Source organism: Methanoregula sp. (assembly GCA_026625165.1).
Classification (GTDB): domain Archaea; phylum Halobacteriota; class Methanomicrobia; order Methanomicrobiales; family Methanospirillaceae; genus MVRE01.
The window spans coordinates 1,764,622-1,787,401 of record CP112999.1; the positions used below are offsets into that span (position 1 = coordinate 1,764,622).

A 22,780-nucleotide genomic window follows, 5' to 3' on the forward strand; every position below is an offset into this window, starting at 1 on the left:
GGATCCTTCCCTCAGATAGCCGGGAATTTTGCGGCAGGTTGTAACCCGGATTATCGGACAATGACCGCCCCTTTTTTTATCGGAGCACTTATAAATCTTCTGATGAAATGATTGTGCATTAGATGTACAACTTCAAGTCAGGGATAACGCAGATCGACTCGGTTTCCGGCGGTTTTGAGGCGGGGGCGAACTTCCTCGTACTGGCACCCCCCATGAGCCTGGCCGAGGAACTTGCATTGTTCCTGACCAGGCCTCAGCTGGGGGAGTACGCTATCGTGCTCTCAACGAATGACCGGGCTGCGGAGGTTGTCGATGCGTTCAAGGTCATGGGTGTTGATAAACGGTATGTCGGGACCATCGACGCTATCACCAAAAGCTCAACTCCAGGTATCGCTGATACGAACCGGCTGATGTTTGTCGCAAGCCCGACAGACCTTACCGGGATTGGCATCAAATTCTCAAAAATGGTCGAAACGATCTTTGACGGGGAGTTTTCCGACGGGGAGTCCGGGCTTTTCCCCCCGCCGGTGAGGTTTTGTGTCAACTCTGTTTCCACCCTCCTAATGTACCGGAAGCTCGAAATCCTGTACCAGTTCCTCCATGTGCTGACCTCAAAACTCAAGAAGATCGATGGTGTTGGATTTTATCTCTTAAACAAGGAGTCGTTTGATGAGAAGACTATCTCGCTCATCAAACAACTGATGACGGGCGTTATTGAAGTCAAAGTCGAGCAGAATGTTCACTACATGCGCATCCAGGGGATCAAAGGCCTGACCTCAGACTGGCTGCAATTCTCAGTCCAGAAAGGACAGGTGACCGTCATCCCATGATTTCCACGGGGATCAACGGGATCGATGATATGCTGGGGGGAGGTATCCCCAAAGGCAGCTGGGTGCTGTACAGCATGGAGCCTGGCGTTGACGGGCAGCTCTTCACGATCTCGACCCTTTTCTCGGCATTGAAAAAAGGGCTCTCCTGCCTCGTCGTGCTCCCCCACACCACATTTGACATTTTCAAACACGATGCTGCACTAAAACTGGGGTGTCCGCTTGAAATTTTTAACAAAAAGATCGTGTTTATCGATGCAGTCGACCGCGAACGGATCGAAAAAAGCAGCCGGAAACGAAAAGAGGTGCAAAAGAAGTGGGAGGCGCGGATCGCAAAGCTCTGCACCGAGAACGAAGTCGAAGTTGTCTTCATCTATGTCGACCTGATCAATGAAGACCTGGGGCTTGAGGGCGCACTCTCTGTTGCAAATACCGCAAAGACCAGCAGCAAGACCACCGTGATCCTTGAGCACCTGAACCTCAATGGCAAGCTCTGTATCGAACGCTTCATCAAAAAATATACATTTGACCTGATCATCTCCATCTCCTCCGCGTTCCGCTCGCACCCCCATTTCGATTACTTTACCCTGCTGCATACTTCGTGGTCAACAGTACCAAAAAGGTCGGTGCCGTTTGTCATCACGGAAGGTAACGTGGTGCTGTACATCCCCAAGATCGTTGTCACCGGTCCTGCCCGGTCGGGGAAGTCCACATTTATCACTAGCGCCTCTGATTTCGGTGTCTCTATTGACCGACGGAGCACTACGGGAGACCCGACTACGGTTGCCATGGACTTTGGCTGGCTGCACTGGAAGGACTTTGATATAACCCTCTATGGTACTCCCGGGGAACCTCGGTTTGACCTGGTCGTCCCCAACCTGCTCAACCATGCAATGGGAGCCGTCCTCCTAATCGATGCGACAAAACCCACAACGCTTGAGCGGGCACAACACCATATCAGGCTTATTAAGGAAAAACATCTGCCGATGGTGGTTGCCGCCAATAAGGCAGACCTCCCGGAAACGATGAGCGACCAGGAAATCCGCGAAAAATTAAAGCTCGGTGAAGACACGCCAATCTTCTTCATCTCGGCACCGCGCAAATCGGATGTCCGCCTCGTTCTCGAATCGCTCGTTGACTCCATAACAAAATTCACGTACTGATCATTGGGGCAGAAATTCCCAACCCATTGAATTTGCTCAAAATGAGGGGAAATGCAGCATGCTGACATTTGTCGGGCTTGGTCTCTTTGATAAACATGATGTCTCGGAAAAAGGGCGGGCATGCATTGCCAGAGCAGATAAAGTATTTCTTGAATGTTATACCTCGCGTCTGATGGGCTCATCCATCGGGGAACTCGAACAGTATTATAACAAAAAGATTCACCTGCTCTCGCGGGAGGATGTTGAACAGAACCCTGACAGGATATTACAGAGCGCGGAGTCAGCCCATGTCGCATTTCTCACAGCAGGCGATCCCATGGTTTCCACCACCCATATCGACCTGCGGATACGGGCGGCAGAGCGGGGGATCGGGACATCAATCATCCATGGTCCTTCGATCTCCAGCGCCGTCTGCGGGTTGACCGGTCTCCAGAATTACCGGTTCGGCAAATCCTGCTCGCTGCCGTTCCCGCACAAGAACTGGGCTCCCACAACCCCGATCGATGTAGTTGCCGGGAACCTTGCCCAGAACCTCCATACCCTTGTATATCTCGATATTCAGGATGACCGTCACATGACCATCCATGAAGCAGTGGACCTCCTCGAAGACATGGCAGCGACAAAAAGGCTGACCATTCCCCTCTATGTCGGGGTAGCCCGTGCAGGTTCCGATCAACCCGTCATTGGTGCCGGCCCGGCAGACCGGATCCGGGCATTCGATTTCGGGCCCCCGCTGCATATCCTTATCATTCCTGCCGGATTACACGACATGGAAAAAAAGTACCTTGAGGTGTTTGCAGGACTATGAGGGTCGCAGAATGCAGGGATTTTCTTTCAAACCATCTCGGTTTTGCCCGTATCACAGCGCCGGAAAAAACACCCTTGTATGCAACAGCAGAAGATATCCTCGGGATGGCTGCCGCATATCTCCATGACGGGACCACGTTCCTCTCTTCAGGGGACTGGGTAAATGCCCTTGCTTCATTCTGTTACGGGTACGGGTGGCTCCATTTCGGTGCAATCACAGGGTATGTTGAGATGCCGTCCTTGTCCTGCCCGTTCAGCACCCCGTTTGAACATGCACCCGCTGCCCTTCGTGGCAGACTTGAGGAAAAATGTGCACGGTACGCCCGCATGCTGGACACTGCCCGTTTGGCGGTTGTCCCCTCCCCGGAGCAGGGAACGGTAATGCATGCTGCAGCAGACCGTGTCCTTGCCATTACAGCCGTGTATGGCCGGCAGGGCGGCCGGTTTGAGGCTGATGGGCACACTGAAGACGCCCTTGCCTGTTTCAGCTACGGGCACGGCTGGCTTGATGCTGCGGTCCGGGCCGGGATTTTTACCATAGTTTCTGACCGGGATCTGTTCACGGTTTGACCTGATGTGAACATCCTTCCCGAAAGGCAGACCATACAAGCGTTTATACTTTGTTTTCTAACCTCTAACGATACAAAACAGCGGGATCATCACATACATTTCCGGGGATAAACGTGGACAGGGCAACATGGAAATGGCTCCTGATATCGGTTGCATTCTCTATTGTCGTACTTGCCATTGTCCTGCTGTTTACCATCAATGACCAGACAATTTATTCATTGCAAAAGATCAACCCGTTATTCCTTGCACTGGCATTTATCGCCCACCTTCTTACTCTCTGTTTTTGGGCATGGCGCGTGCAGATGATGTCCGGTTCGCTGGGATACCGGGTCGGTTTTTTTTATTCCCTCAACCTTGTCTTTGCCAACCTGCTCGTTGCAGCGGTAACCCCGTCACAGGCAGGGGGGGAACCGGTCCGGATCCATGAGCTCTACAAGGCAAACGTCCCTCTGGGTGATGCGACCGCAATCGTTATCATGGAGCGGGTGCTCGACGGGATCGTGCTCGTGATCCTTGCCGCTTTCGCCATGCTCGCACTTAACCGGGAATGGAAGAGCATTGGAGTTACATCCGGCATTATCATGTACGTCACGGCAATCTTCATCACCGGCTGCTTTGTCCTGTTCATTGTTTTTGCCACCCGCCCCCACATCCTAAAAAGTGCGATGATCCGGGGGGCCCGGTTTTTCACAAAACACTGGGATTCTGCCCGTTTTGATGAGGTTGCTGTCCGGATCAATCAGGAGGTCGATAACTTTCACGGTGCCCTTAAAAAGTTTGTCCACAGTGCAAAAGGAGGGGTGTTGTGGGGCCTGCTCTTTACCATGCTGTACTGGGTCTCTGAATGTGTGACTGCTTCGCTCATCCTTGTCGGGCTGGGACAGCCCCCGCTCATCTTTGAGTCATTTGTCATCAACCTGATCCTCGCGATCTTAATGATGATCCCGCTCACTCCGGGAAGTTCCGGTATTGCGGAGGTAGGCGCAACTTCGATGTACGCCCTTTTTATCCCTTCCTCAATCCTTGGGATTTTCGTTGTCATCTGGCGGCTTGTGCTCTATTACTTCAATATCGCACTCGGCATTATCTCAAGCGTCCTCATCGTCCAAAGGGAAGCAACGGCAAAATAAACCTCCTCTTTTAGACCTACCTCAACCATTATCAGGGCGCGGGATGATGTCTATCTCACCTATGGCACCTGTTCCCTGCACTGTCAAGGGAGTCTTTATTGTCGAGAACCCGTCTGGTACCGTCCCTGTAGTAGTGCTTGTGGATGGCAGCGGGCTGGCGCTGCCGATCTTTGTTGGGCTCTGGGAAGCGATTTCCATTAAAAGTGCGATAAACAAAGAAGTACTCCCGCGCCCGTTTACCCATGACCTTTTTTTAGAAACGTTCGGAAAATTCGGGATTATAATGCAGTCGCTACAGATCGATACGGTTCTTGACGGCGTCTATTATGCACAGCTCGTCCTTTCAAATGGAGTAAAAGAAGTACAGATAGACTGCCGCCCCAGCGACGGTATCGCGCTTGCCCTGCGTGGGGATGTGCCCATCTATGCCGATGAAAGCGTCCTTTCCGGCGGGGGGCAACAGGAAAATGAACTATCTCCGATGACAGATCTTGCAGCGTACTTACAAAAATAAAAGGAAGGGTTATTTTCTCCGGTGTTCGAGCTCACAAAAAACATCTGCAATGTCGACATTTGCTGCACGGAGTGCGACCAGAATGTGGAAGAGCAGGTCTGCCGCTTCTTCGCTGGTGCGTTCCGGTATGCCATTTTTTACTGCGAGAATGAACTCGGTTGCCTCCTCGCCGACCTTTTCCAGTACCCGGTCAATCCCTTTCTCATCGGTGAGCAGCCGGCTCGTATAGGACTGCTCCGACGGGCGTTCTGCCCGCTCATTAATCACGCTCCAGATCTCGGCAATGACGGAAGGATCGATTGTCTTTTTCATGGTTCCACAGGTGCAAGGAGCACCTCTCCTACATCAATCCCAAAGAACCTGCGGCAGAGAATCCGTGCTTTTTCGATATTGCACCCGCCCTTGCCGATCGCAATCCCAAGATCGTTTTTCTTTTTCAACAGCACATGGACCGGGCCGTTGTCAGATGTACGATCGATCCCGGCCACCTCCGCGGGTTTGAAAATGTTTGCAATAAACGTGTCGGGAGCATCGTCATATTCCACCATCTCGATTCTCTTGCCCAGCACGTTCTGGAGCCGTTTGATGTTCTCACCTTTCTTCCCGATTGCAAGCCCCATATCACCCCGCCGGATCACGTAGATGACCCTCTCGAACCGGTCGTCTATGACGCAGTCAAGCGCGGTGGATTTGGTGAGGATCCTTAATTCCTCAATATACCTGCGTTCCTTAAAACCGATATTGCGCTCCATTCTTCGATCATTCCTATTGTATCCGCGGTTTTTTTAAGATATTCGATACTTGGATGAACCGTATTGATGCCGGAAGTGTCCGGATTCAAAGTCATTGTTTTTATGAAATATTCACACACTGCTTGGGTAAAAAGATTGTGAAAAGAGTTCTGGGGATTATCGGAAGAGGTAGTTGACAGACACGGTAGCACTCACCGTCACATCACCTGCCTGGATGGGTGTAGGCGCAGCAGCCTTCATCATATCCCCTGCCATGTAATTCTCGTACAGCACAGTTGTGTACCCGCTGCTGATATCGACATCCCTGATAGTGGTAACCTGGACACCGAGAGCAGATGCAACGGTATCGGCATCCGCACGGGCGCGGGCAACCGCCTTTTTCAGGGCTTCGGTGCGCAGTACCTGCGCCTGCTCGTCCGAGAGCATGAACTGGATGGAACTTGCCTGGTTAATCCCGTTTGCCACCCCGATATCGATGACATCGCCGGTCCTGCTGACATCATGGAGCGTAACCGTCACGGTATTTGTCACGCGGTACGATCGGATCTTCTGGTCATTCTGCGATTTGTAGATGTCATCATAGACAGGATAGATGTTATACCCGGTTGTCTTGAGCGCATCCGCGGGAATACCGTCAGCGGCAAGAGCATCAATCACCTGTTTCATGCGGGCAGCGTTCTCCGCTTGTGCAATTTTCACATCGGGGTTCTCTGTCTCGACTGCAAGGGAGACCTGCGCACGGTCGGGTGTCCCGATGACGTTGCCGTTTCCGCTGGCATGAATAACGCGGTCACTTGCCAAATCAAAGGGTGAGGCAGTCGCACTGCCGATCAGGGCTATCGCAACAAGGATGATGGCTATAGAGAGGATAGTAATCCTTCGTATCATAATTATCGGAAATAATTTGTGATGCAATCTGGTTAAAGATTGCTTTAAGCGCGAAAATTTTTGCATCATGCGCATCCCGCTTATGTTTCCGGAGATGCTTTGTTGTTTATAGTTTGCTGGCTGTAACAGGCTGGCTCATGCACGCAAAACATGGGAAAACAAGCTGCACCGGAACTCATGTTCGCATAAAATTACAATATCTAATAGCGCCTATATTTCAGCGATTGAGCATGGGAGCAACGATCACAGAGAAAATTTTTTCCGGCAAATGCACGCGGGATATCAGGGCCGGTAGTGTCGTGATGGTGCCGGTTGATTCAGCGATGATCCACGATATCACAGGACCGCTTGCCATCCAGAAGTTCTACGAGATGGGCGGGAAGCAGGTCTTTGACAAAGAACGGATCGTCATGCTCTTTGACCACCAGATCCCTGCAGACTCGATCGAAGCAGCAAAGAACCATGTATATATGCGGAAATTCGCACACGAACAGGGGATCCATAACTACGATATCAACGAGGGAGTCTGCCACCAGGTTGTTGTCGAGAAAGGGCATGCGGCGCCCGGTGAGATTGTGGTAGGTGCCGACTCCCATACCTGCATGTACGGGGCAACAGGGGCATTTGCCACCGGCATCGGCTCGACGGACATGGGATTTGTGCTCAAGTTCGGGGCACTCTATTTCAAGGTACCTGACACCATCAGGGCCGAAGTCCGGGGTTCTTTCCAGAACAGGGTGGGGGCAAAGGACCTTATCCTTTCGATAGCCGCAGATATCGGGGCGGATGGTGCAACCTACAAGGCGATCGAGTTCTGCGGGGAGACGATGCAGCACATGGACATGGCTGGGAGGATGACCTGCTGCAATATGGCAATCGAGATGGGAGCAAAAGCAGGTATCGTCCCACCCGATGCCACGACATGGGACTATATCCGCAAGCGCAGGGCTGGTATCAGGCAGTTTGACCTCGCAAGTGATCCCGATGCGACATTTTCAGACCGAAAGATGTATGACGTGGCACGCCTCGAACCTCAGGTCGCCGTACCCCACAACGTAGACCTTGGAGTGCCTGTTTCAAAAGTTGCGGGCACGCATGTTGACCAGATCTTCATCGGGTCGTGCACGAACGGCAGGTTTGAAGACTTTGCACAGGCAGCCGAAGTGCTGGGCACCCAATCATTCTCCCCGTCAGTGAGGGTGATCATCATCCCTGCATCAAAAGAAGAGTATCTCAAAACCCTGCGTGCCGGGTTGATAGAAAAGTTTGTGACAGCCGGTGCTCTTGTGGAAGCTCCCTGCTGCGGCCCGTGTATGGGCGGTGCATTCGGTCTGCTTGCGCCCGGGGAAGTCTCGCTCTCGACCTCAAACCGCAACTTCCGGGGACGTCAGGGAAGCACGGAAGGAAAGGTGTATCTCTGCTCTCCGGCAACCGCAGCAGCAAGCGCGATCACCGGTGAGATCACCGATCCAAGGGAGGTATGATGATGAGGATCTGGAAATTTGGTGACGATGTCGATACAGACGCGATCATCCCGGGGCGGTTCCTGACAATCTATGATGAGAAAGAACTCTCAAAACACGCGTTTGAGGGGATAAGGGATGATTTCTCACGGCTTGCACAGGACGGGGATGTCATTGTCGCCGGCAGGAACTTCGGGTGCGGTTCATCCCGTGAACACGCCCCGCTCGCGCTCAAAGGTGCAGGAGTCCGGGTAGTCCTCGCAAAATCCTTTGCCCGCATCTTTTTCCGGAACGCGATAAACGTGGGACTGCTCCCGCTTGTCTGCTTGGAAACAGACAAGATGAAGGACGGCAGTGCGATCGTTGTGCGGGAACGGGAGGGAAAGATCACGGTCGATGGCAGGGAGTATTCCGTTGAGCCGGTACCGGAGTTTATGTATCGCATTGTCGAGGCGGCAGGGCTTGTGGGATATGCCCGGGATTTAAAGGAGGCGCCGGTATGTACAAAATCGCGACGATAGGCGGGGACGGCATCGGGCCGGAGATTATCACCGAAGGAAAAAAGGTGCTGGACGCAGCAGGCGAAAAATTCAATTTTGATATCACGTGGACGGACTTTGATATCGGGGCAGACCGGTACCTTACCCAGGGGACCCTGCTTACCGAGGACGACTTGAAGGATCTCTCGAAGTTCAGGGCGATCTACTTCGGTGCAATCGGCGATGAACGGGTGAAACCCGGTATACTGGAGAAAGGCATCCTGCTTGCGCTGCGGTTTCACTTCGACCTGTATGTCAACCTCCGGCCGATCAAACTGCTGGACGGCGTCGAGACGCCGCTTGCAGGAAAAGGACCAGAAGACATTGATTTTGTTGTCGTACGGGAGAACACCGAGGACTTCTATGTGGGAATCGGTTCCCGGTTCAAAAAGAGCCAGAAGATAATTCTCAACGTTGACCGGGAACTCTATTCCGTGAAATTCGGGCTGGACATCGAGAGCGATGCCGAGGAGATCGCATACCAGATCGGGGTCATCACCCGGGAAGGCACACGACGTGTCCAGAAATATGCCTTCGACCTCGCACAGAGGCGCAGGAAAAAGCTCACATCAGTTGACAAGGCAAACGTGCTCTCGGATGTGTACGGCCTCTGGCGAGAAGTCTTTACCGAGACCGCAAAGGGATATCCTGATGTCGCCACTGAATTTAACTTCGTAGACGCGATCACGATGTGGTTTGTGAAAAACCCGGAATGGTTCGATGTCGTGGTCACGCCCAACATGTTCGGCGATATCATCACTGATCTCGGGGCGATGATACAGGGTGGGCTTGGCCTCGCCCCCGGAGGCAACATCAACCCGAAGGGTACCTCTATGTTCGAGCCTATTCACGGTTCGGCACCGAAATACAAGGGCTTGGGAGTCGCAAACCCGATCGCAACTATCTGGGCTGGCTCACTCCTGCTCGATCACCTCGGCGAGCATAAGGCCGCAGAGGCTGTTGTCTCTGCGATTGAGAAAAGCATCAAGGATGGCGTAGTGACGAAGGATATGGGCGGTTCAGCGGGGACGGCGAAGGCTGGATCGTACATCGCTGAATATGTCAGGCGTTTGTAAACTGGCCTGAACGACCCGCTTCCCGTTTTCCTTTTTGAGGGGTACCTTCCATGGTCCACAGGAGTACCCAACTATTATAACAATGATTTTCTGATTGTTTTAATCCTATTTCTGAATAATTTCCGGGGATCTAGGATCCAAGGATTCCCTTTCTTTCTTTTTTAGTACCTGCCGGAAGTAATTCAGAGGGGATTGCGTTCCATACCCGGACTCCTGGTGCCCGTTCATTCCCGAACGGGACCCTTTGATCAGGATGTCGGCCTCGGCAAACCCCTCCTCCACCTGCTTTTTCTCGGTCACATCAACAAGAGAGCCGACAATCGCGACAGTCTTCCCATCCTTAACAACCGGTATCTCATTGACCTCGACCCATATGGTGTCGCCCTGTGCGGTCACAAATTCCAGCCGGTACACAGGTTCGCGCCGGCCGGATGAGATCGCCCGCAGCGTCCGTTCGAGCCCTGCCGCGTTTGCAGGGTTTTGTGAGAGGTAATCGGTCCACAACCGTTTTCCCACACGGGGGCGGCACCCAAGCAGCGAGCGTATCCGCGGGCTGACATAGTCCATCACATGGTCGGGAGTATGCGAATAGTACATCGGGCTTCCGCTCTCGACAAGGAGCATCAGTTCACGGTCACGCTTCTGGATCGCTTTTTCCCTCTTTTTCTGAGCGGTGATATCCCGTCCCGACGCAACAATCGCACGGACAGAACCGGTTCCTTCAAGGAGCGACCTCGCTGACCAGTTGATACATCTCGTCCCTTTCCGTGTCGGCATCCATTGCTCGACATAACAGGAGTGCGGCGGGCGGAACAGCTTCACCATTTGGGTTGCGATCACATCGGCATACTGCCGTTCGGTGACCGGCATGAAAATGCTGCCCAACAATTGCTCAGCGGATTTTCCCACCAGTTCACAGTACGCGGGGTTTGCGTAAAGTATACGACCTTCAGGAGAGATCTTGACGATAAGATCCTGCTGGTGTTCCACAAGCTCGCGAAATATATCGTCAGCTGGCTCCATATCGGCACTACCGCCCGCACCATCGTATCAGGTATGTTCCCCGATGAAAAGAATGGGATGCATCAGTTGCTAGAAGATCTGTCTGTGAGAGTATTAATGTTGAACGATATTGTCAGGAAAAAGAGGATGTAATACCTGTCATGAATGCAACAGGAACGGGGTTCCTGAACTATGCCTTCACGCTGATCTTCTGCTGACCATAGGGATATTTTGTTTGACGTGCATGATTCTGAGTGTCTTCCGGTATCTTTACAACAACAGCGCTTCGGTCCCTGCCATACATCACTGCCCGCAGGGATTTAAGCGAGACTGTAAAGCTGCCACCGGAAAAGAGATCAATATTGAGCGCCTTTCCTGAACCTGACACCTGTGCAAGCCCGCCGACGCTTCCCAGATAATATTTCCAGTTGTGTGCAAGGGATTCCACCTGCACATGGATTCTGCCTGCCAATGCCCGTGCAAGGTCAGCAAGCCGGATCGCAAACCGGTCGCCCTGAATATGCAGTTCTATGACCATGTGGGGTTTGCCATCGGAATCGTACGCGATACACCCCGTTTTCTGGAAATACCCTGATTTTTGCATTATACCCGACCACCTTTTAGTCGTAGTATGGCGTTGCCGGACTGTGTATTTAAGCGTTCAATCTGCGCGGTGTGAAAGTGATGAGCATGGGGTTAGTGGTTGGCGTTAAAATTGAAAGAGAACAGCGAGGGGATTTATGTTTTGCGGTCCATGCAGGCATTCAGTACATCTTCGATAAAACCCAGCGTCCCCTCGATACCGGCAATCGGGCGTGATGCAAGCCTTACTTTTCCCCGCAATGGCGGTGTGAGCCCCACAAATGCCGCATCCCCGCACACGGACCGTTCAAACGAGGACCCGATGACAAGGTCGGGTTTATGTTTTTCGATAAGTGCCTTCACCTGATCAAGCCCCTCCGCCCGTACAGCCGCAAACGGATACTCTGCCGGGATAGTTGTACGGGTCCCGATGCAGGCAATCTCTGCGTCAAGACAGGATCGGAGGGTGTCAGCGGCATATGCTGCATAAGATGCCCATGAAAGGACTGCTACACGGGGTGGATCGAACCTGCGAAGGAACTTGTCACATACCTGAATTATTCGGTTCTCCTCACGTGCAATCTCGTGCAGCACCGGGCCGATATCTGAACCATCAAAGGTATTGCCTATCCGGCAAAACGTATCACGGAGTTCATTTATGCCAAGCGTACCGCCAAGGTTCTCCCCAACACCGCTGGCGATATCCCGGTTTGTCCCTATCGTAAACGGGGACGCTTCCCGGACCCTGCCAAGTACATCCGAACAAAAAACCGTTGCAACCGGGACATTGGCTTTGTATAATAACCGGGAGAGTTCCCGCACATTCCCCTTATAAAAGGGGTCAAAGAGGCATGCCCCGTCGATATTCACACCCGTATTTTCTGTGTCGATCCGGGGCCTGAGGGCAGAGAGCGCTGTGCGGTATCCAGCTTCAAAATCACCGGAAAATCCCGGGCTGTCGACAAGGAGGACATCATATGAGGAGAGCACCGCTTTGATATCCTCGCCAAGAATTGAGGGGACGCACGTGGTCAGGACTGCAATCCTCTGACCGGATGACGCGATGTCTTCAATCACCTGTACAAGACGCTGCTCTGACCCGAAGATGACCTCCTCTTCAAGGATGAAGGTCCCGTGGAGCGGGGCGTGGAGCAGAGTGGTGGGATAGTAATAACAACCGCTTGATCCATGGATGACAACCGTCATGCCATCGAACCCGGCAAGGCAGGCTGCCGCCCCGGTCATCGCACAGGGCCAGAGAGGATTTATGCATTCAGGCATGGATCGCCCGCCTCCATCGGTGGAGCATCCGTTGAATTCCTGCTGTACCCACCGGGGGGTCTAAGGGTACCGGGACATGGCATCCGGTATCTGAAAATCCCATATCAAGGGCGGATGTCACTTCGCGGACAATCGAATAAACCGGCGATGTCATTTTTAATCCATTGGGCGAAATACTCGAACCGGCAAGGTCGGAAAATCCGTTAAGCACCTCTTCCTGTAACGCAATTTCATCGGCGACTGCAGAACGAAACGGCACCCTGCCTGCTGCTGCCGCCATTTCAAGAAATTGGATAGTACCGGCAAGGCCGGCAGGAAATGACGGGATGTATGCTGTCCCAAAACGGACCTTGAGATGGTCACCAACAGGGCAGGCTCCCGGATCCCGGAGCACATTGAACGATGCCCGCCCGATTTGTGCAATATCTTTGTCAGAAATATTATGAACGAACCGTGTATTCACGAATAGACCAAGCACAGACAGCAGGCGGGATACTTCTTTAAAGTTCTCTTCGACCTCAAATTCAAGATTTTTTTCACCGATTATGTTTACCGTGCCCTCGGAACTCCGGGGTTCTGCCATGTCCGAGAGCGTGCACAGGGCATTGTTTACCCCCTTCTCAAAAACGCCCCCGAGAAACCCTCCTGTCGGAACCGGAATGACCGGGACCCCCCAATCCTTCCGGCACACCGCACCGGCATCATCGCCGATTGTCTCAGCAATGCAGGTAGACAGCACAAAAATGCATGACGGGGAGAGCGATACTGCATGGGAAAGCGCCTGTTCCAGTGCTGCCTCTCCACCGAAAATAATCTCTTTTTCCAAAAGCCCGCTTGACTGGATTGCCGGTGCCCCGATACCATCGTGTTCAAGCGAGGTGGCATGCAGGAGGGAGAAATTATGGTGGGCACATCCCCGGGGACCGTGCACGACACTGATGCTGTTGCGCACCGATGTGGTGACGGAGAGCGCCCCGGTGAGCGTGCACCCCTCAAATCTGGAGGTATTCAAGGGCAAGGGCTTCAAGCTCATCAATCTCAAGAGGTATCGGTATGGTGAATGTGGTGTTCTCCATGACCCGCGATGCAAGCGTCCGGTACCGCTGAGCCTGTTCTGATGCCGGGTCATATTCGATCACGGTCTGCTTATGGATCTCTGCGATCTGGACAGCCCTGTCCCGCGGTATGTACTGCACGAGTGAACTGTTCACCCGGCGTGCAAATTCTGCAACGAGGTCCTCCTCACCGGGCATGTTCTTCGCATTGCAGATGACCCCTGCGAGACGGCAGGTGCTCTTTGACCGTTGCGAAAGGCGCCTGATGGCCTTGCAGATATTGTTTGCTGCATACAGCGACATGAGCTCGCCGGAAGTCACGAGATAAATTTCCTGCGCATACCCCTCACGCATCGGCATGGCAAAGCCCCCGCAGACCACATCGCCAAGCACATCATAGACAATTACATCACCGGTCAATGCCCCGAACTTCTCCAGCAGCTGGAAGGTGGCGATGATTCCCCTGCCGGCGCACCCGACACCGGGTTCGGGTCCGCCTGCCTCAACGCACCGGACGCCATTGAACCCCGTGTAGACAACATCTTTCTTAAAGACCTCAGCATCCCCGCGTTCCCGGACAAGGTCCATGACGGTCGGAATAAAACTGCCGTGCATCAGCATCCGGGTGCTGTCCCTCTTAGGGTCACACCCGATCTGGAGGATATCGAGCCCCTGAAGGGAGAGCGCTGCGGAAAGGTTTGCGGACGTCGTTGACTTCCCTATCCCTCCCTTACCGTACAGGGCGATCTGTTTCATCGTGATCCTGTTGGCGGGCAATTTATATTAGATCTCCTGATGTTAACTTAAGAAAAGTTGCGTAACAGGGCCCCATCAGCCACATTGCCTGACATCATTCAGGACCGCGGAACAGGGCGACCATGAGCATGACGACGGGGATAACCTCGAGCCTTCCCACCCACATGAGGCCGATAAAGATCCATTTCGAAAGGACCGGCATCTCGTACGATACGTAGCCGGTACTCATGCCACAGGTCGAGAAAGCAGAGACGGTCTCAAAGACAATATCGGTGGTGGAATACGAAGTGATGTGGAACTGAAGCACGCAGAGGGTCGCAATAAAGATCATCGTTACCGAGAGGATAATGATGAGCATGTTCTTCGCGGTCTCAAGTTCTGCCGTGGCTTTCGGGATCACCTTCCCTTCAATCCGGAGCGGGATGAGGACTCTTCCGCTCACAAAAACCCGTTTGAACCACCAGAGAAGACCACGATAGGCGAGCGCGACCCTGTTGAGTTTGATCCCTCCCGCAGTGCTGCCTGACGCACCCCCGATAAATATCAGCATAGTCAGGAGGAGGAGTGTGGTACTTGCCCATGCATGCGGGTTCGCATTCTGGAATCCCGTGGTGGTGAGGGCAGACACGGTCATGAAAAGGCCCTGCTCAAGTGCGATGAAAAAATTCAGGTTGTCAAAAAAAAGGAGGTCTGCCATAATGACAAGCACCCCGATGAATGTGAAAAGGAAAAAGAGTTTGACCTGCTCATCACCAAACAGGCTCAGGCGCCGGTTCTGGAAGATCAAAAAGTAGAGTTTGAACGGGAGTGCACCGGCGATCATCACCGGGATCAGCAGGAGTTCAAGGGTGATGGACTGGTAATACTGTATCCCCTCCGGATGTAGCGTAAAACCCCCGGTGGAGATGGTTGTAAGGGCGAGGTTTACTGATTCCCATAATGACAGGCCGGAGAACAGGATGAGCCCGATGGCAAGGAATGTGAGCAGCGCATATATCCTGTACAGGGAACGCCCTGTAGAGATCACTGCCGGCATAAGCGGTTCGTCCCTGCCTTCAGTACGGAGCAGTTTTGTCGTAAATAGTCCGGAACTGCTCGCCATCGCTATGGAAAAGGCAATGATCCCGATCCCCCCGATCCACTGCATATAGGAACGCCAGAATAGCAGGGTTTGGGGAACAGTATCCAGTGCCCGTATCATGGTAAACGCTGTACTTGTCCATCCCGCCATCCCTTCAAAGAGGGCATCGGTAAAACTCATATGAAGCCCGATAACAAAGGGAATCCCACTGATCGCGGCACAGGCAAACCAGAAAAGGGCGACAGAACACATCGCGGTTGAGAGCCTGTGCTCCCGCTCGCTGCGCGGGAGGCGTTTTAAAATAATGCCGCAGAAAAAGAAGAGGAGTGGCACCGCCGCCATGGGGATAAGCATAGACCACTCGGCAAAGAGGACCGCCACGACAAGTGGAACACAGGTAATGGGAGCGACAAAAACAAATGTGTCACCGAGATCTACGGCAATTGTTGAGAGAAATGCGATCCTCTTCATTGCACAAGGATAGCTTCTGCTCATCTATGAGTTTTTGCTAAAACGGGAATGCCCGACAGAGCTTTTCAGGCATGTCTGGCAAAAGACAAGCTGTACGAGTATGAGAATCGGGTGATTTTCATCGCACATCTGGCGAAGAATGAGCCGGATGGGTATGAGAATCAAAGAATTCTCATCGCACGTCAGATGAAGAAGTCAGAACTTTTTCAAGCCAAATAGAAGAGTGATTTTAGGATCAGGGCTTGTTTGTCCAAAGCCCGTGTACGTTGCAGTAAGTACGCGCTTTTGCATTCACGTCGTTTATGCAGAATTCCGCCTCGGGCTTCTCACCTGGTTTTAACCCCCTGATATATACGGCATTCCCGCTGCGCACCTCAATCCATTCGATGAAATGCTTTTCCTCCATCGGGTGTGGGATAGAACCGATCCTGACAATGATCCCGTTCGCCGATTTCTCAACAACCGGGACATGCTTCTCTTTGCCTGCATCCGAAGTCCTCTCCTGCTGTAGTGTCATGGGTTTGCCGCAGCAGACGAGAGTGCCCCCCGATGCATGGACTACTTTGATAACATTCCCGCAGACCTCACACTTGTACACTTCAAACAGTTTTGTCATACAAATCCCTCATGTTCATACGATATTGATTTCCTTATGTTTCTTTAAGATATCGTCCGCAAGCCGTTCGAGCCCTTTCATTGCCGCCTCGTCCGGAAGTCCTTTTGCGATGACCGGATCAAGGATCTCCACGTTGACATGGTCCAGCATTTTAACAATGCCCTCAACCGCTTTGCCCCCCCATCCATATGACCCAATCACCGATGCAAACCGCACCTTTGGTCTGAGAAGGTTTGCCAAATACGTGGCATAGATTGCCTGCGGGTGCGGGCCGAACAACAATGTGGGTGTTGCAATCACGACTGTTGCGGTGTCGACAAGCGACATTGCTAGTTCGCCCACATCGGTTCTCGCGAGGTTAAAAGGTTTAACTGTGATGCCCCGCGCCACCAGTGCTTCAATGAGCTGCTCAACCATTTTCAATGTGCTGCCGTGCATTGAGATATATGGGATTACCACTTCATTTTTTACGGTATCTGCCGTCCAGTCGCCATATGCATTGAGGATGAATGCGGGATCGCGGTAGATCGGGCCATGGCTGGGCGCGATCATGGCAATGGGGAGTGCCCGGACCTTTTCGAGGTGTCCTTTGATGCTCCCCCGGAAGGGCATCATAATCTCGGCGTAGTATCGTTTTGCGGAGATATATGTTGCCCGTTCATCCTGCATAAACAGGTCGCTTGATGCGACATGTGCGCCAAAGAGGTCGCAGGAAAAGAGGACCCGGTCCTCCTTCAGGAAGGTGACCTGGGTCTCAGGCCAGTGCGTCCACGGGGTCAGCAGGAATTCGAGGGTCCGGTCTCCCAGTGAAAGGGTCTCACGGTCAGCGATTACCTTAAACCTCTCCGGCGGTACATGGAGCAGGGCAACGAGGAGGTCCTTGCATTTTTCATTGGTGACTATGACAGCATCCGGAAAGAATTCGAGGATCATCGGCAACGAGCCGGAATGGTCCTGTTCTGCGTGGTTGATGATGATGTAATCTATACGTTCAACACCCTTCCTGACCAGATTGCTGATCAGCTCATACTCCTTTGCAGGGTCAACAGTATCGATCAGGGCGGTCTTCTCACTTCCCCTGATCAGGTAGGAATTGTAGCTCGTACCGTTGGGAAGCGGGATCAACTCGTCAAAAAGCCGCCGGTCCCAGTCGATTGCGCCAACCCAGAAAATTCCGTGGCAAACCTCTCGTGCAACCATTTATGACCTCTCTTAAACCTTCTCAAATTTGTCTTTACCCGAGAAGCAGACCGGGCACGACCAGTCAGCCGGGAGTTTCTCAAAGGGGATGCCGGCCGGGATATTCTGCCCGGGCTCGCCTTGTGCCGGATCATAAACATGCCCGCATATTGTACAGGTGAATCGGTCCATAAAAATCCTCAACTTTTTCTTTTAGAGAATAGGAAAGGGTCTTCAGATAATCATTTCGATGGTGCACATGAATTGAAAGACTGAAGACCCAAAAAAACCTCACTATGAAAGGACTATGCTACCTGCAACCCCTTTTTCACTGATACTGATACCAATGAACCCACAATAGTCATCAAGGCAATAATATCTGTTCTCAGATCCCATGGGTTTTTTTATTGCAAAAAATTGGATAATCAGGACTTATCATTCAAATCCGGCATTAAAAAAATCCGGCCGAAATCGTAGCGGTTACGACATATGTTCAAATAAGATCTTAACACCTATGCCGATCAGGATGATGCCCCCCAGCAGTTCAATACGGTTGCCAAAAATGCACCCGAGCCGCTTGCCAAGGAGGACGCCGAGAAATGAGATGCAGAAGGTAACTGTCCCGATAATAAGGGCGGGGGCAATGATATCAGTATCAAGAAACGCAAACGAGAGCCCGACTGCGAGGGCATCCATGCTTGTCGCCACTGCAAGCAGGAGAAGGACAGATAGTGAGGGCAGGGATGTATTCCGTTCACATTTTTCACCTTCAAGCGATTCATAGCACATCTTTAAACCTATAAAACAGAGGATAAGGAATGCAATCCAGTGGTCAACTCCTGAGATCATCTGGACAAATGACATGCCGGCAACCCACCCGATTACTGGCATGAGCGTCTGGAACCCTCCAAAAAAGAGTGCCATCAAAAGGGCAGTCTTAAGACGGTCTTTTTTTAGTGAGATCCCCCAGGCGATGGATACGGCAAGGGCATCCATCGAGAGCCCCGCTGCGATCAAAAGAACAGTGGTAACATCCATCACAAGTTCCTGTACAACAACGATCCGAAAATATTAGAGGACTTTGCCATAAATGCAATTTCCGGATTGTTTCCGTTTCTTCAAAAGATTGGACACCGTGGAACAGGAGATTTGACACCAGCGGCGTTATTCTGGGATCTATCCTTCCTGATATGGATTTTGCATCTTTGATGGAATGAAATACGCCCTTATACAGTCGCTTTATCACTTCAACGACTTCAGGGAAGATCATCTCACTGGGTTAAGGAATAACTATCTTAACCTGTTTTTTCACCCCTTGTCGGTAGATATTCATAACCACTTTACACTGAGAGCGCGGACAATTGACCAGATAGAGGGGTTCCTATTTGGAAATGATCCTGATACTGGTGAACCGCAGTCAGGTCTTTTCCTTGATGAGCATGCCGACAAATGTGCCCATCGCAAACCCGCCCCCATATACAATGCATGAGGCGATGTTGGTGAGTTTGTTCATCACCTGCCCGATGGCAAGAAGCCAGATGATCACTTCAAAGAAACCAATAAGCGGGGCAAGATACCTGACACCTTTTGTGATGAATATCACGCGGATCGTCCCGAGACTCACATCGCAGATACGGGCACAAAAAATGAGAACCGGCAGGATAACCCTTTCAAAAAGTCCTTGTCGATGTTAACGAGTCAGGTATTTCTGTTAATTTCGGATATGCTGACCTAAAAAATAGTTTTTGGGACTTATTCTCTATGCTGTTGCGTTCCTGATATTGAATTTGCTCACTGCGGTGCCGTTTTGCTTGTCTTCAATATTTTTCACTTCGATGTCCCAGAATCCTGTTACCGTTCCACTTGGAATTGCCGGAAGATAACAGGTAATCTGAGTTGCAGAGGTCACCTTGGTATTCGTGCAATCGAACTGGTTACTCCCATTGTGAAAGATTACCTTTGCCGGATCTTTGAAACTGCTCCCGGTGATGGTAAGGTCGAGCGATTGACCAATCATTCCCTCCGCAGGATTAATTCCGGCGACAACTGGACCCGGAGTATTGATGGTAAACCCGCTTGTCAGTGTTGCTGACTTCCCGTCCGGATTTGTGACAACGACGGTATATTTCCCCTCTTTGAGGTCATACAGGTTGAAGGTACAGGAGATGGATTTTTCACCGACCACGACATTTGTAGCAGCGACCGAAGACAAATCCGTCCCCATTAGCTTCACCGTCGCACCCGTCCGGAAGTTGGTTCCTGCAAGGTTCGTGATGCTCACACTAAACCCGGATGTCCCGGTATTGGGAGTGATGCCCGTTATTGTCGGTTCCGGGCCTGATGTGGTCAGAGTTGCAGTAGGGGTTGCCGTTAGAGTTGCAAGAGTGATAGCGGAAATCGAGCTTGTGTGGAATATTTTAACCGGATATAATTTCTCCATGACGGAGCGATCCGCAAGTTCCGTTTTATTATCCTTCCGGTACCAGGTTTCCTTTAATGATCTGAAGATGAGAGCACGTTCGTAATTGTCGGTCTTTGGATCGTATTTGATGATCAGCCAGTAGGTGTCAACAGAAGTTGCAGTCTTTGCTACAATATCGCCTGCGATAAATTTCGGCTGAACAGGCATCGTCGTGGGAACCGGTGTTGCAGTACCGGAATCGGACTCGTCAGAACAGCCGGCACACAACACCCCGACAATAAGCATGCCAATTATCAGGAAATGATACTTCATTGAAATTACCCGGTATATCGTTCCGGCCATATCCATAATTATTTTGTGTTCCCAATCGATTCACCCGGGATTTTTCATTTGGATCAGCCTCACATGGAGGACCAATGTCGCCCCTGAAGATTTCTTTATCTAATTTTTGTAGTGAGATAATCACTGCATGATAAAAAGGAAAAAGGATGTTGATCACGTTACAGTGATGTAATTTGACATCGTTGCAGTATTACTGCCAACGGCATTTGTCGCCGTCAGTGTAACGGTATAGTTACCTGCACTTGTATATTGGTGCGACGGATTCTGGATGCTTGATGTTTCGGCATCACCAAAGTTCCATGCCCACGATGTCGGGGAATTGGTCGAAGTATCTGTGAATGCAACCGTAATTGGGGCAGTTCCTGATGTAGGTATACCTGTAAAGCTTGCAACAGGTGGTGGCGTCATTACCGTGATATAGTTCGCCCTAGTCTGGGTGTTGGTCCCGGTCCCATTACTCACCGTTAAACTAACAGTATAGGTACCCGCGTCCGGATACGTATACAGCGGGCCCTGTATGATTGACGTATTGCCATCTCCGAATATCCATAACCATGATGTTACCGGCCCGGTAGATACGTCCGTGAACTGCACTGCCAATGGCTTGTTCCCTGATGTCGGGTTGCCGGTGAAACTCGCTGTCACCGGTGCTGGTGTCAGGGTTGTGACCGTGATATAGTTCGTCCTTGTCTGCGTATTGCTCCCGCTCCCGTTGCTCACCATCAGGCTCACGGTAAAGGTTCCGGCATTCGGATATGTATATAAGGGGTTCTGTGTGGTTGAGGTATTGCCATCTCCGAATGTCCATGACATTGAAGTTACCGGCCCGGTAGATGCGTCCGTGAACTGAACCGCCAGCGGCTTGTTCCCTGACGTCGGGTTGCTGGTGAAATTCGCTATCACCGGGAGTGGCGGAGTCGTCGTCGTATTTGTGATGCTGAAACCACTTGCCAGACTCTCCGACTGACCATCCGTATTGATCACCGTCACGTTCCATGCACCGGTCGCAGCACTGGAGGGGATGATAAACTGGCAGGTGATATTGGACGAAGAGACGATAGTGACGCTAGATCCGGCAATCGATGCGGCACCTCTCTCCAACCTGACGGTTGCACCGGAGCGGAAGTTGGTACCAACAATGCCTGTGATATTCAAGGTGCTTCCTGCACTACCAGAACTCGGGGTGATGCCGGTGACGGTCGGCGCTGCCAGCGGGGCGGTGGTTGCGGTGACCGTTGTTGAGGTTGTAACAGGCACGGTTGTCGCAGTGACGATCGGCACCGCTGATATTGAGCTGACATGGGTGACCTTTGCCGGATAGAGCTTTTCTGTCGTGGCGCGGTCTGCCAGTTCGGTCCGTTCATCCTTCCGGTACCAGCTCCCGTCGGATTTTTTATACACGAAGGCACGTTCGTATTTGTCGGCTTTTGCATCGTATTTTACGATCAGCCAGATGGAGTCCGTTGACGATGCGGTCTTTGCGATGATGTCCCCGGCAACAAATTTCGGGCCAACAGCAGTAGTCGTGGGGACCGGAGTCGCTGGTGACGTTTCCCCGGAACAGCCGGCAAAAATGGCGGAGAGCACCACCAGTCCTACCACAAGAAACCAGAATTCTGCCTTTTTCCTCATACATCATCCTTTTTTTATATTCAGATAATCGTATCGAAATTTTCCGCACCCGAACTCTCCGCTCACTTTTCATCGGTTACCCTTTATGGTACCGGGGGGGATGAACGGCCCGGGGGTCCGGTAATTACTTGGTAAGAAGGTGTGGAAATATAATATTACGCGGCCGGGAAAATTGGAATAAAACCCCCGGTTTTAAAAATACAGCCCGAATTTTTGTCTGACGCTACCTTTACATGGTTGTACTGGATCTGGTATGTGGTGATGCCATGAGGAAAGCAATGGGTGAAACCTACTCAAATGCCGGAATCCTGAAAAAGACCGGCAACGGGCTTGTGATGGACATTGCGGGCGCTGAATTTTTCGTGCTTAAAGAAGATCTCAGCGCACTTATGCGCAACCAGATGGCAGACGTCGTGAACCATGAGGGGGAAGAGGAAGGGCTGAGCTGGCTGTCGCCTTTAATATCCAGTAGAAAGAGGGATATGACCGCGCTCATTGACCACCATATCTATATCGTGAATTATCAGGAATTCCACCGGGTGGTCCAAAGGGACCAGCGCCAGACGGTCATAAAGGAGTACCACCCGCAGGAACTTTGGAGTGCCAGAAAGTAACAGATTTTTTTGGAATTT

26 protein-coding genes are annotated in these 22,780 nt (G+C 51.8%); 10 read left to right on the forward strand and 16 right to left on the reverse strand.

Features of this window, described 5'->3' with window-relative positions; translation table 11 throughout:
* Positions 1-122 precede the first annotated feature (122 nt).
* The 6 genes from OS112_09255 (at position 123) to OS112_09280 (ending at position 5,011) form a co-directional block, all read left to right on the forward strand.
* Positions 123-830, forward strand: a complete 708-nt coding sequence (locus OS112_09255) for a hypothetical protein (GenBank protein ID WAC04635.1) — start codon at positions 123-125, stop codon at positions 828-830.
* Positions 827-1,990: a GTP-binding protein gene (locus OS112_09260; protein WAC04636.1), complete on the forward strand. Its 1,164-nt coding sequence runs from the start codon at positions 827-829 to the stop codon at positions 1,988-1,990. Before OS112_09255 ends, OS112_09260 begins: the two co-directional genes overlap by 4 nt.
* A 58-nt stretch (positions 1,991-2,048) precedes the next feature.
* Positions 2,049-2,798 carry a diphthine synthase gene (gene dph5, locus OS112_09265; GenBank protein WAC04637.1) on the forward strand — a complete coding sequence of 250 codons (750 nt, stop codon included), beginning with the start codon at positions 2,049-2,051 and terminating at the stop codon, positions 2,796-2,798.
* The gene (locus tag OS112_09270) at positions 2,795-3,367 is read left to right on the forward strand and encodes a DUF357 domain-containing protein (GenBank protein ID WAC04638.1); all 573 of its coding nucleotides are present in this window, start codon (positions 2,795-2,797) and stop codon (positions 3,365-3,367) included. Before dph5 ends, OS112_09270 begins: the two co-directional genes overlap by 4 nt.
* A 113-nt stretch (positions 3,368-3,480) precedes the next feature.
* A complete protein-coding gene (locus tag OS112_09275; GenBank protein WAC04639.1) occupies positions 3,481-4,497 on the forward strand; it encodes a flippase-like domain-containing protein in 1,017 nt (338 codons plus the stop codon).
* A gap of 61 nt (positions 4,498-4,558) precedes the next feature.
* Complete coding sequence (locus OS112_09280; GenBank protein WAC04640.1) at positions 4,559-5,011, forward strand: bifunctional nuclease family protein; 453 nt, start codon at positions 4,559-4,561, stop codon at positions 5,009-5,011.
* Positions 5,012-5,020: 9 nt separating this feature from the next.
* Here the strand turns inward: OS112_09280 and hisE are convergent, their stop codons facing one another.
* The 3 genes from hisE to OS112_09295 form a co-directional block, all read right to left on the reverse strand.
* Positions 5,021-5,323 (reverse strand): phosphoribosyl-ATP diphosphatase, encoded by a 303-nt coding sequence (hisE, locus tag OS112_09285; GenBank protein WAC04641.1) that lies wholly within the window; start codon positions 5,321-5,323, stop codon positions 5,021-5,023.
* The gene (locus tag OS112_09290; protein WAC04642.1) at positions 5,320-5,763 is read right to left on the reverse strand and encodes a NusA-like transcription termination signal-binding factor; all 444 of its coding nucleotides are present in this window, start codon (positions 5,761-5,763) and stop codon (positions 5,320-5,322) included. The genes hisE and OS112_09290 overlap by 4 nt, the downstream gene beginning before the upstream one ends.
* Before the next feature lie 156 nt (positions 5,764-5,919).
* Positions 5,920-6,651 (reverse strand): SIMPL domain-containing protein, encoded by a 732-nt coding sequence (locus OS112_09295; GenBank protein ID WAC04643.1) that lies wholly within the window; start codon positions 6,649-6,651, stop codon positions 5,920-5,922.
* A gap of 230 nt (positions 6,652-6,881) precedes the next feature.
* Between OS112_09295 and OS112_09300 the strand changes: the two genes are divergently transcribed.
* From OS112_09300 to OS112_09310, 3 genes are read left to right on the forward strand one after another with little or no spacing between them, the layout of a single operon-like run.
* Positions 6,882-8,135: a 3-isopropylmalate dehydratase large subunit gene (locus tag OS112_09300; GenBank protein ID WAC04644.1), complete on the forward strand. Its 1,254-nt coding sequence runs from the start codon at positions 6,882-6,884 to the stop codon at positions 8,133-8,135.
* A gap of 2 nt (positions 8,136-8,137) precedes the next feature.
* Positions 8,138-8,635: a 3-isopropylmalate dehydratase small subunit gene (locus tag OS112_09305; GenBank protein WAC06168.1), complete on the forward strand. Its 498-nt coding sequence runs from the start codon at positions 8,138-8,140 to the stop codon at positions 8,633-8,635.
* A complete protein-coding gene (locus tag OS112_09310; protein ID WAC04645.1) occupies positions 8,614-9,729 on the forward strand; it encodes an isocitrate/isopropylmalate dehydrogenase family protein in 1,116 nt (371 codons plus the stop codon). Before OS112_09305 ends, OS112_09310 begins: the two co-directional genes overlap by 22 nt.
* Before the next feature lie 105 nt (positions 9,730-9,834).
* Here the strand turns inward: OS112_09310 and OS112_09315 are convergent, their stop codons facing one another.
* From OS112_09315 to OS112_09375, 13 genes are all read right to left on the reverse strand, one after another.
* Positions 9,835-10,752 carry a PAS domain-containing protein gene (locus OS112_09315; protein ID WAC04646.1) on the reverse strand — a complete coding sequence of 306 codons (918 nt, stop codon included), beginning with the start codon at positions 10,750-10,752 and terminating at the stop codon, positions 9,835-9,837.
* Between the two features lie 169 nt (positions 10,753-10,921).
* Positions 10,922-11,335 carry a hypothetical protein gene (locus OS112_09320; protein WAC04647.1) on the reverse strand — a complete coding sequence of 138 codons (414 nt, stop codon included), beginning with the start codon at positions 11,333-11,335 and terminating at the stop codon, positions 10,922-10,924.
* 134 nt (positions 11,336-11,469) lie between these two features.
* Entirely contained in the window at positions 11,470-12,594 is a 1,125-nt protein-coding gene (locus OS112_09325; protein ID WAC04648.1) for an oxidoreductase, read from the reverse strand.
* Positions 12,587-13,627 (reverse strand): oxidoreductase, encoded by a 1,041-nt coding sequence (locus OS112_09330; GenBank protein ID WAC04649.1) that lies wholly within the window; start codon positions 13,625-13,627, stop codon positions 12,587-12,589. Before OS112_09330 ends, OS112_09325 begins: the two co-directional genes overlap by 8 nt.
* A complete protein-coding gene (cfbC, locus tag OS112_09335) occupies positions 13,587-14,405 on the reverse strand; it encodes a Ni-sirohydrochlorin a,c-diamide reductive cyclase ATP-dependent reductase subunit (GenBank protein ID WAC04650.1) in 819 nt (272 codons plus the stop codon). Before cfbC ends, OS112_09330 begins: the two co-directional genes overlap by 41 nt.
* Before the next feature lie 94 nt (positions 14,406-14,499).
* Complete coding sequence (locus OS112_09340) at positions 14,500-15,957, reverse strand: TrkH family potassium uptake protein (GenBank protein WAC04651.1); 1,458 nt, start codon at positions 15,955-15,957, stop codon at positions 14,500-14,502.
* A 235-nt stretch (positions 15,958-16,192) separates the two neighbouring features.
* The gene (locus OS112_09345; GenBank protein ID WAC04652.1) at positions 16,193-16,573 is read right to left on the reverse strand and encodes a desulfoferrodoxin; all 381 of its coding nucleotides are present in this window, start codon (positions 16,571-16,573) and stop codon (positions 16,193-16,195) included.
* Between the two features lie 15 nt (positions 16,574-16,588).
* Complete coding sequence (locus OS112_09350; protein ID WAC04653.1) at positions 16,589-17,773, reverse strand: FprA family A-type flavoprotein; 1,185 nt, start codon at positions 17,771-17,773, stop codon at positions 16,589-16,591.
* Positions 17,774-17,785: 12 nt separating this feature from the next.
* The gene (locus tag OS112_09355; protein WAC04654.1) at positions 17,786-17,944 is read right to left on the reverse strand and encodes a rubredoxin; all 159 of its coding nucleotides are present in this window, start codon (positions 17,942-17,944) and stop codon (positions 17,786-17,788) included.
* 288 nt (positions 17,945-18,232) lie between these two features.
* A complete protein-coding gene (locus OS112_09360) occupies positions 18,233-18,790 on the reverse strand; it encodes a manganese efflux pump MntP family protein (GenBank protein ID WAC04655.1) in 558 nt (185 codons plus the stop codon).
* A 379-nt stretch (positions 18,791-19,169) separates the two neighbouring features.
* The gene (locus tag OS112_09365; protein ID WAC04656.1) at positions 19,170-19,355 is read right to left on the reverse strand and encodes a DUF5698 domain-containing protein; all 186 of its coding nucleotides are present in this window, start codon (positions 19,353-19,355) and stop codon (positions 19,170-19,172) included.
* Positions 19,356-19,511: 156 nt separating this feature from the next.
* Positions 19,512-20,486 carry an IPT/TIG domain-containing protein gene (locus tag OS112_09370; GenBank protein WAC04657.1) on the reverse strand — a complete coding sequence of 325 codons (975 nt, stop codon included), beginning with the start codon at positions 20,484-20,486 and terminating at the stop codon, positions 19,512-19,514.
* A gap of 183 nt (positions 20,487-20,669) precedes the next feature.
* A complete protein-coding gene (locus OS112_09375; protein WAC04658.1) occupies positions 20,670-22,148 on the reverse strand; it encodes a PKD domain-containing protein in 1,479 nt (492 codons plus the stop codon).
* A gap of 266 nt (positions 22,149-22,414) precedes the next feature.
* Here OS112_09375 and OS112_09380 point away from each other — a divergent pair, with 266 nt between their 5' ends.
* Positions 22,415-22,762: a hypothetical protein gene (locus OS112_09380; protein ID WAC04659.1), complete on the forward strand. Its 348-nt coding sequence runs from the start codon at positions 22,415-22,417 to the stop codon at positions 22,760-22,762.
* The last annotated feature ends 18 nt before the right edge of the window (positions 22,763-22,780 follow it).

Coding starts and splice junctions, on each gene's coding strand:
- OS112_09290 (WAC04642.1), bottom strand. CDS start 5,763: ATGGAGCGCAATATCGGTTTTAAGGAACGCAGGTATATTGAGGAATTA.
- OS112_09350 (WAC04653.1), bottom strand. CDS start 17,773: ATGGTTGCACGAGAGGTTTGCCACGGAATTTTCTGGGTTGGCGCAATC.
- OS112_09295 (WAC04643.1), bottom strand. CDS start 6,651: ATGATACGAAGGATTACTATCCTCTCTATAGCCATCATCCTTGTTGCG.
- OS112_09270 (WAC04638.1), top strand. CDS start 2,795: ATGAGGGTCGCAGAATGCAGGGATTTTCTTTCAAACCATCTCGGTTTT.
- OS112_09305 (WAC06168.1), top strand. CDS start 8,138: ATGAGGATCTGGAAATTTGGTGACGATGTCGATACAGACGCGATCATC.
- OS112_09325 (WAC04648.1), bottom strand. CDS start 12,594: ATGCCTGAATGCATAAATCCTCTCTGGCCCTGTGCGATGACCGGGGCG.
- OS112_09330 (WAC04649.1), bottom strand. CDS start 13,627: ATGAGCTTGAAGCCCTTGCCCTTGAATACCTCCAGATTTGAGGGGTGC.
- OS112_09260 (WAC04636.1), top strand. CDS start 827: ATGATTTCCACGGGGATCAACGGGATCGATGATATGCTGGGGGGAGGT.
- OS112_09300 (WAC04644.1), top strand. CDS start 6,882: ATGGGAGCAACGATCACAGAGAAAATTTTTTCCGGCAAATGCACGCGG.
- OS112_09320 (WAC04647.1), bottom strand. CDS start 11,335: ATGCAAAAATCAGGGTATTTCCAGAAAACGGGGTGTATCGCGTACGAT.
- OS112_09355 (WAC04654.1), bottom strand. CDS start 17,944: ATGGACCGATTCACCTGTACAATATGCGGGCATGTTTATGATCCGGCA.
- OS112_09280 (WAC04640.1), top strand. CDS start 4,559: ATGGCACCTGTTCCCTGCACTGTCAAGGGAGTCTTTATTGTCGAGAAC.
- OS112_09315 (WAC04646.1), bottom strand. CDS start 10,752: ATGGAGCCAGCTGACGATATATTTCGCGAGCTTGTGGAACACCAGCAG.
- OS112_09360 (WAC04655.1), bottom strand. CDS start 18,790: ATGGATGTTACCACTGTTCTTTTGATCGCAGCGGGGCTCTCGATGGAT.
- OS112_09310 (WAC04645.1), top strand. CDS start 8,614: ATGTACAAAATCGCGACGATAGGCGGGGACGGCATCGGGCCGGAGATT.
- OS112_09255 (WAC04635.1), top strand. CDS start 123: ATGTACAACTTCAAGTCAGGGATAACGCAGATCGACTCGGTTTCCGGC.
- OS112_09380 (WAC04659.1), top strand. CDS start 22,415: ATGAGGAAAGCAATGGGTGAAACCTACTCAAATGCCGGAATCCTGAAA.
- OS112_09340 (WAC04651.1), bottom strand. CDS start 15,957: ATGAAGAGGATCGCATTTCTCTCAACAATTGCCGTAGATCTCGGTGAC.
- hisE (WAC04641.1), bottom strand. CDS start 5,323: ATGAAAAAGACAATCGATCCTTCCGTCATTGCCGAGATCTGGAGCGTG.
- cfbC (WAC04650.1), bottom strand. CDS start 14,405: ATGAAACAGATCGCCCTGTACGGTAAGGGAGGGATAGGGAAGTCAACG.
- OS112_09345 (WAC04652.1), bottom strand. CDS start 16,573: ATGACAAAACTGTTTGAAGTGTACAAGTGTGAGGTCTGCGGGAATGTT.
- OS112_09375 (WAC04658.1), bottom strand. CDS start 22,148: ATGAGGAAAAAGGCAGAATTCTGGTTTCTTGTGGTAGGACTGGTGGTG.
- OS112_09370 (WAC04657.1), bottom strand. CDS start 20,486: ATGAAGTATCATTTCCTGATAATTGGCATGCTTATTGTCGGGGTGTTG.
- dph5 (WAC04637.1), top strand. CDS start 2,049: ATGCTGACATTTGTCGGGCTTGGTCTCTTTGATAAACATGATGTCTCG.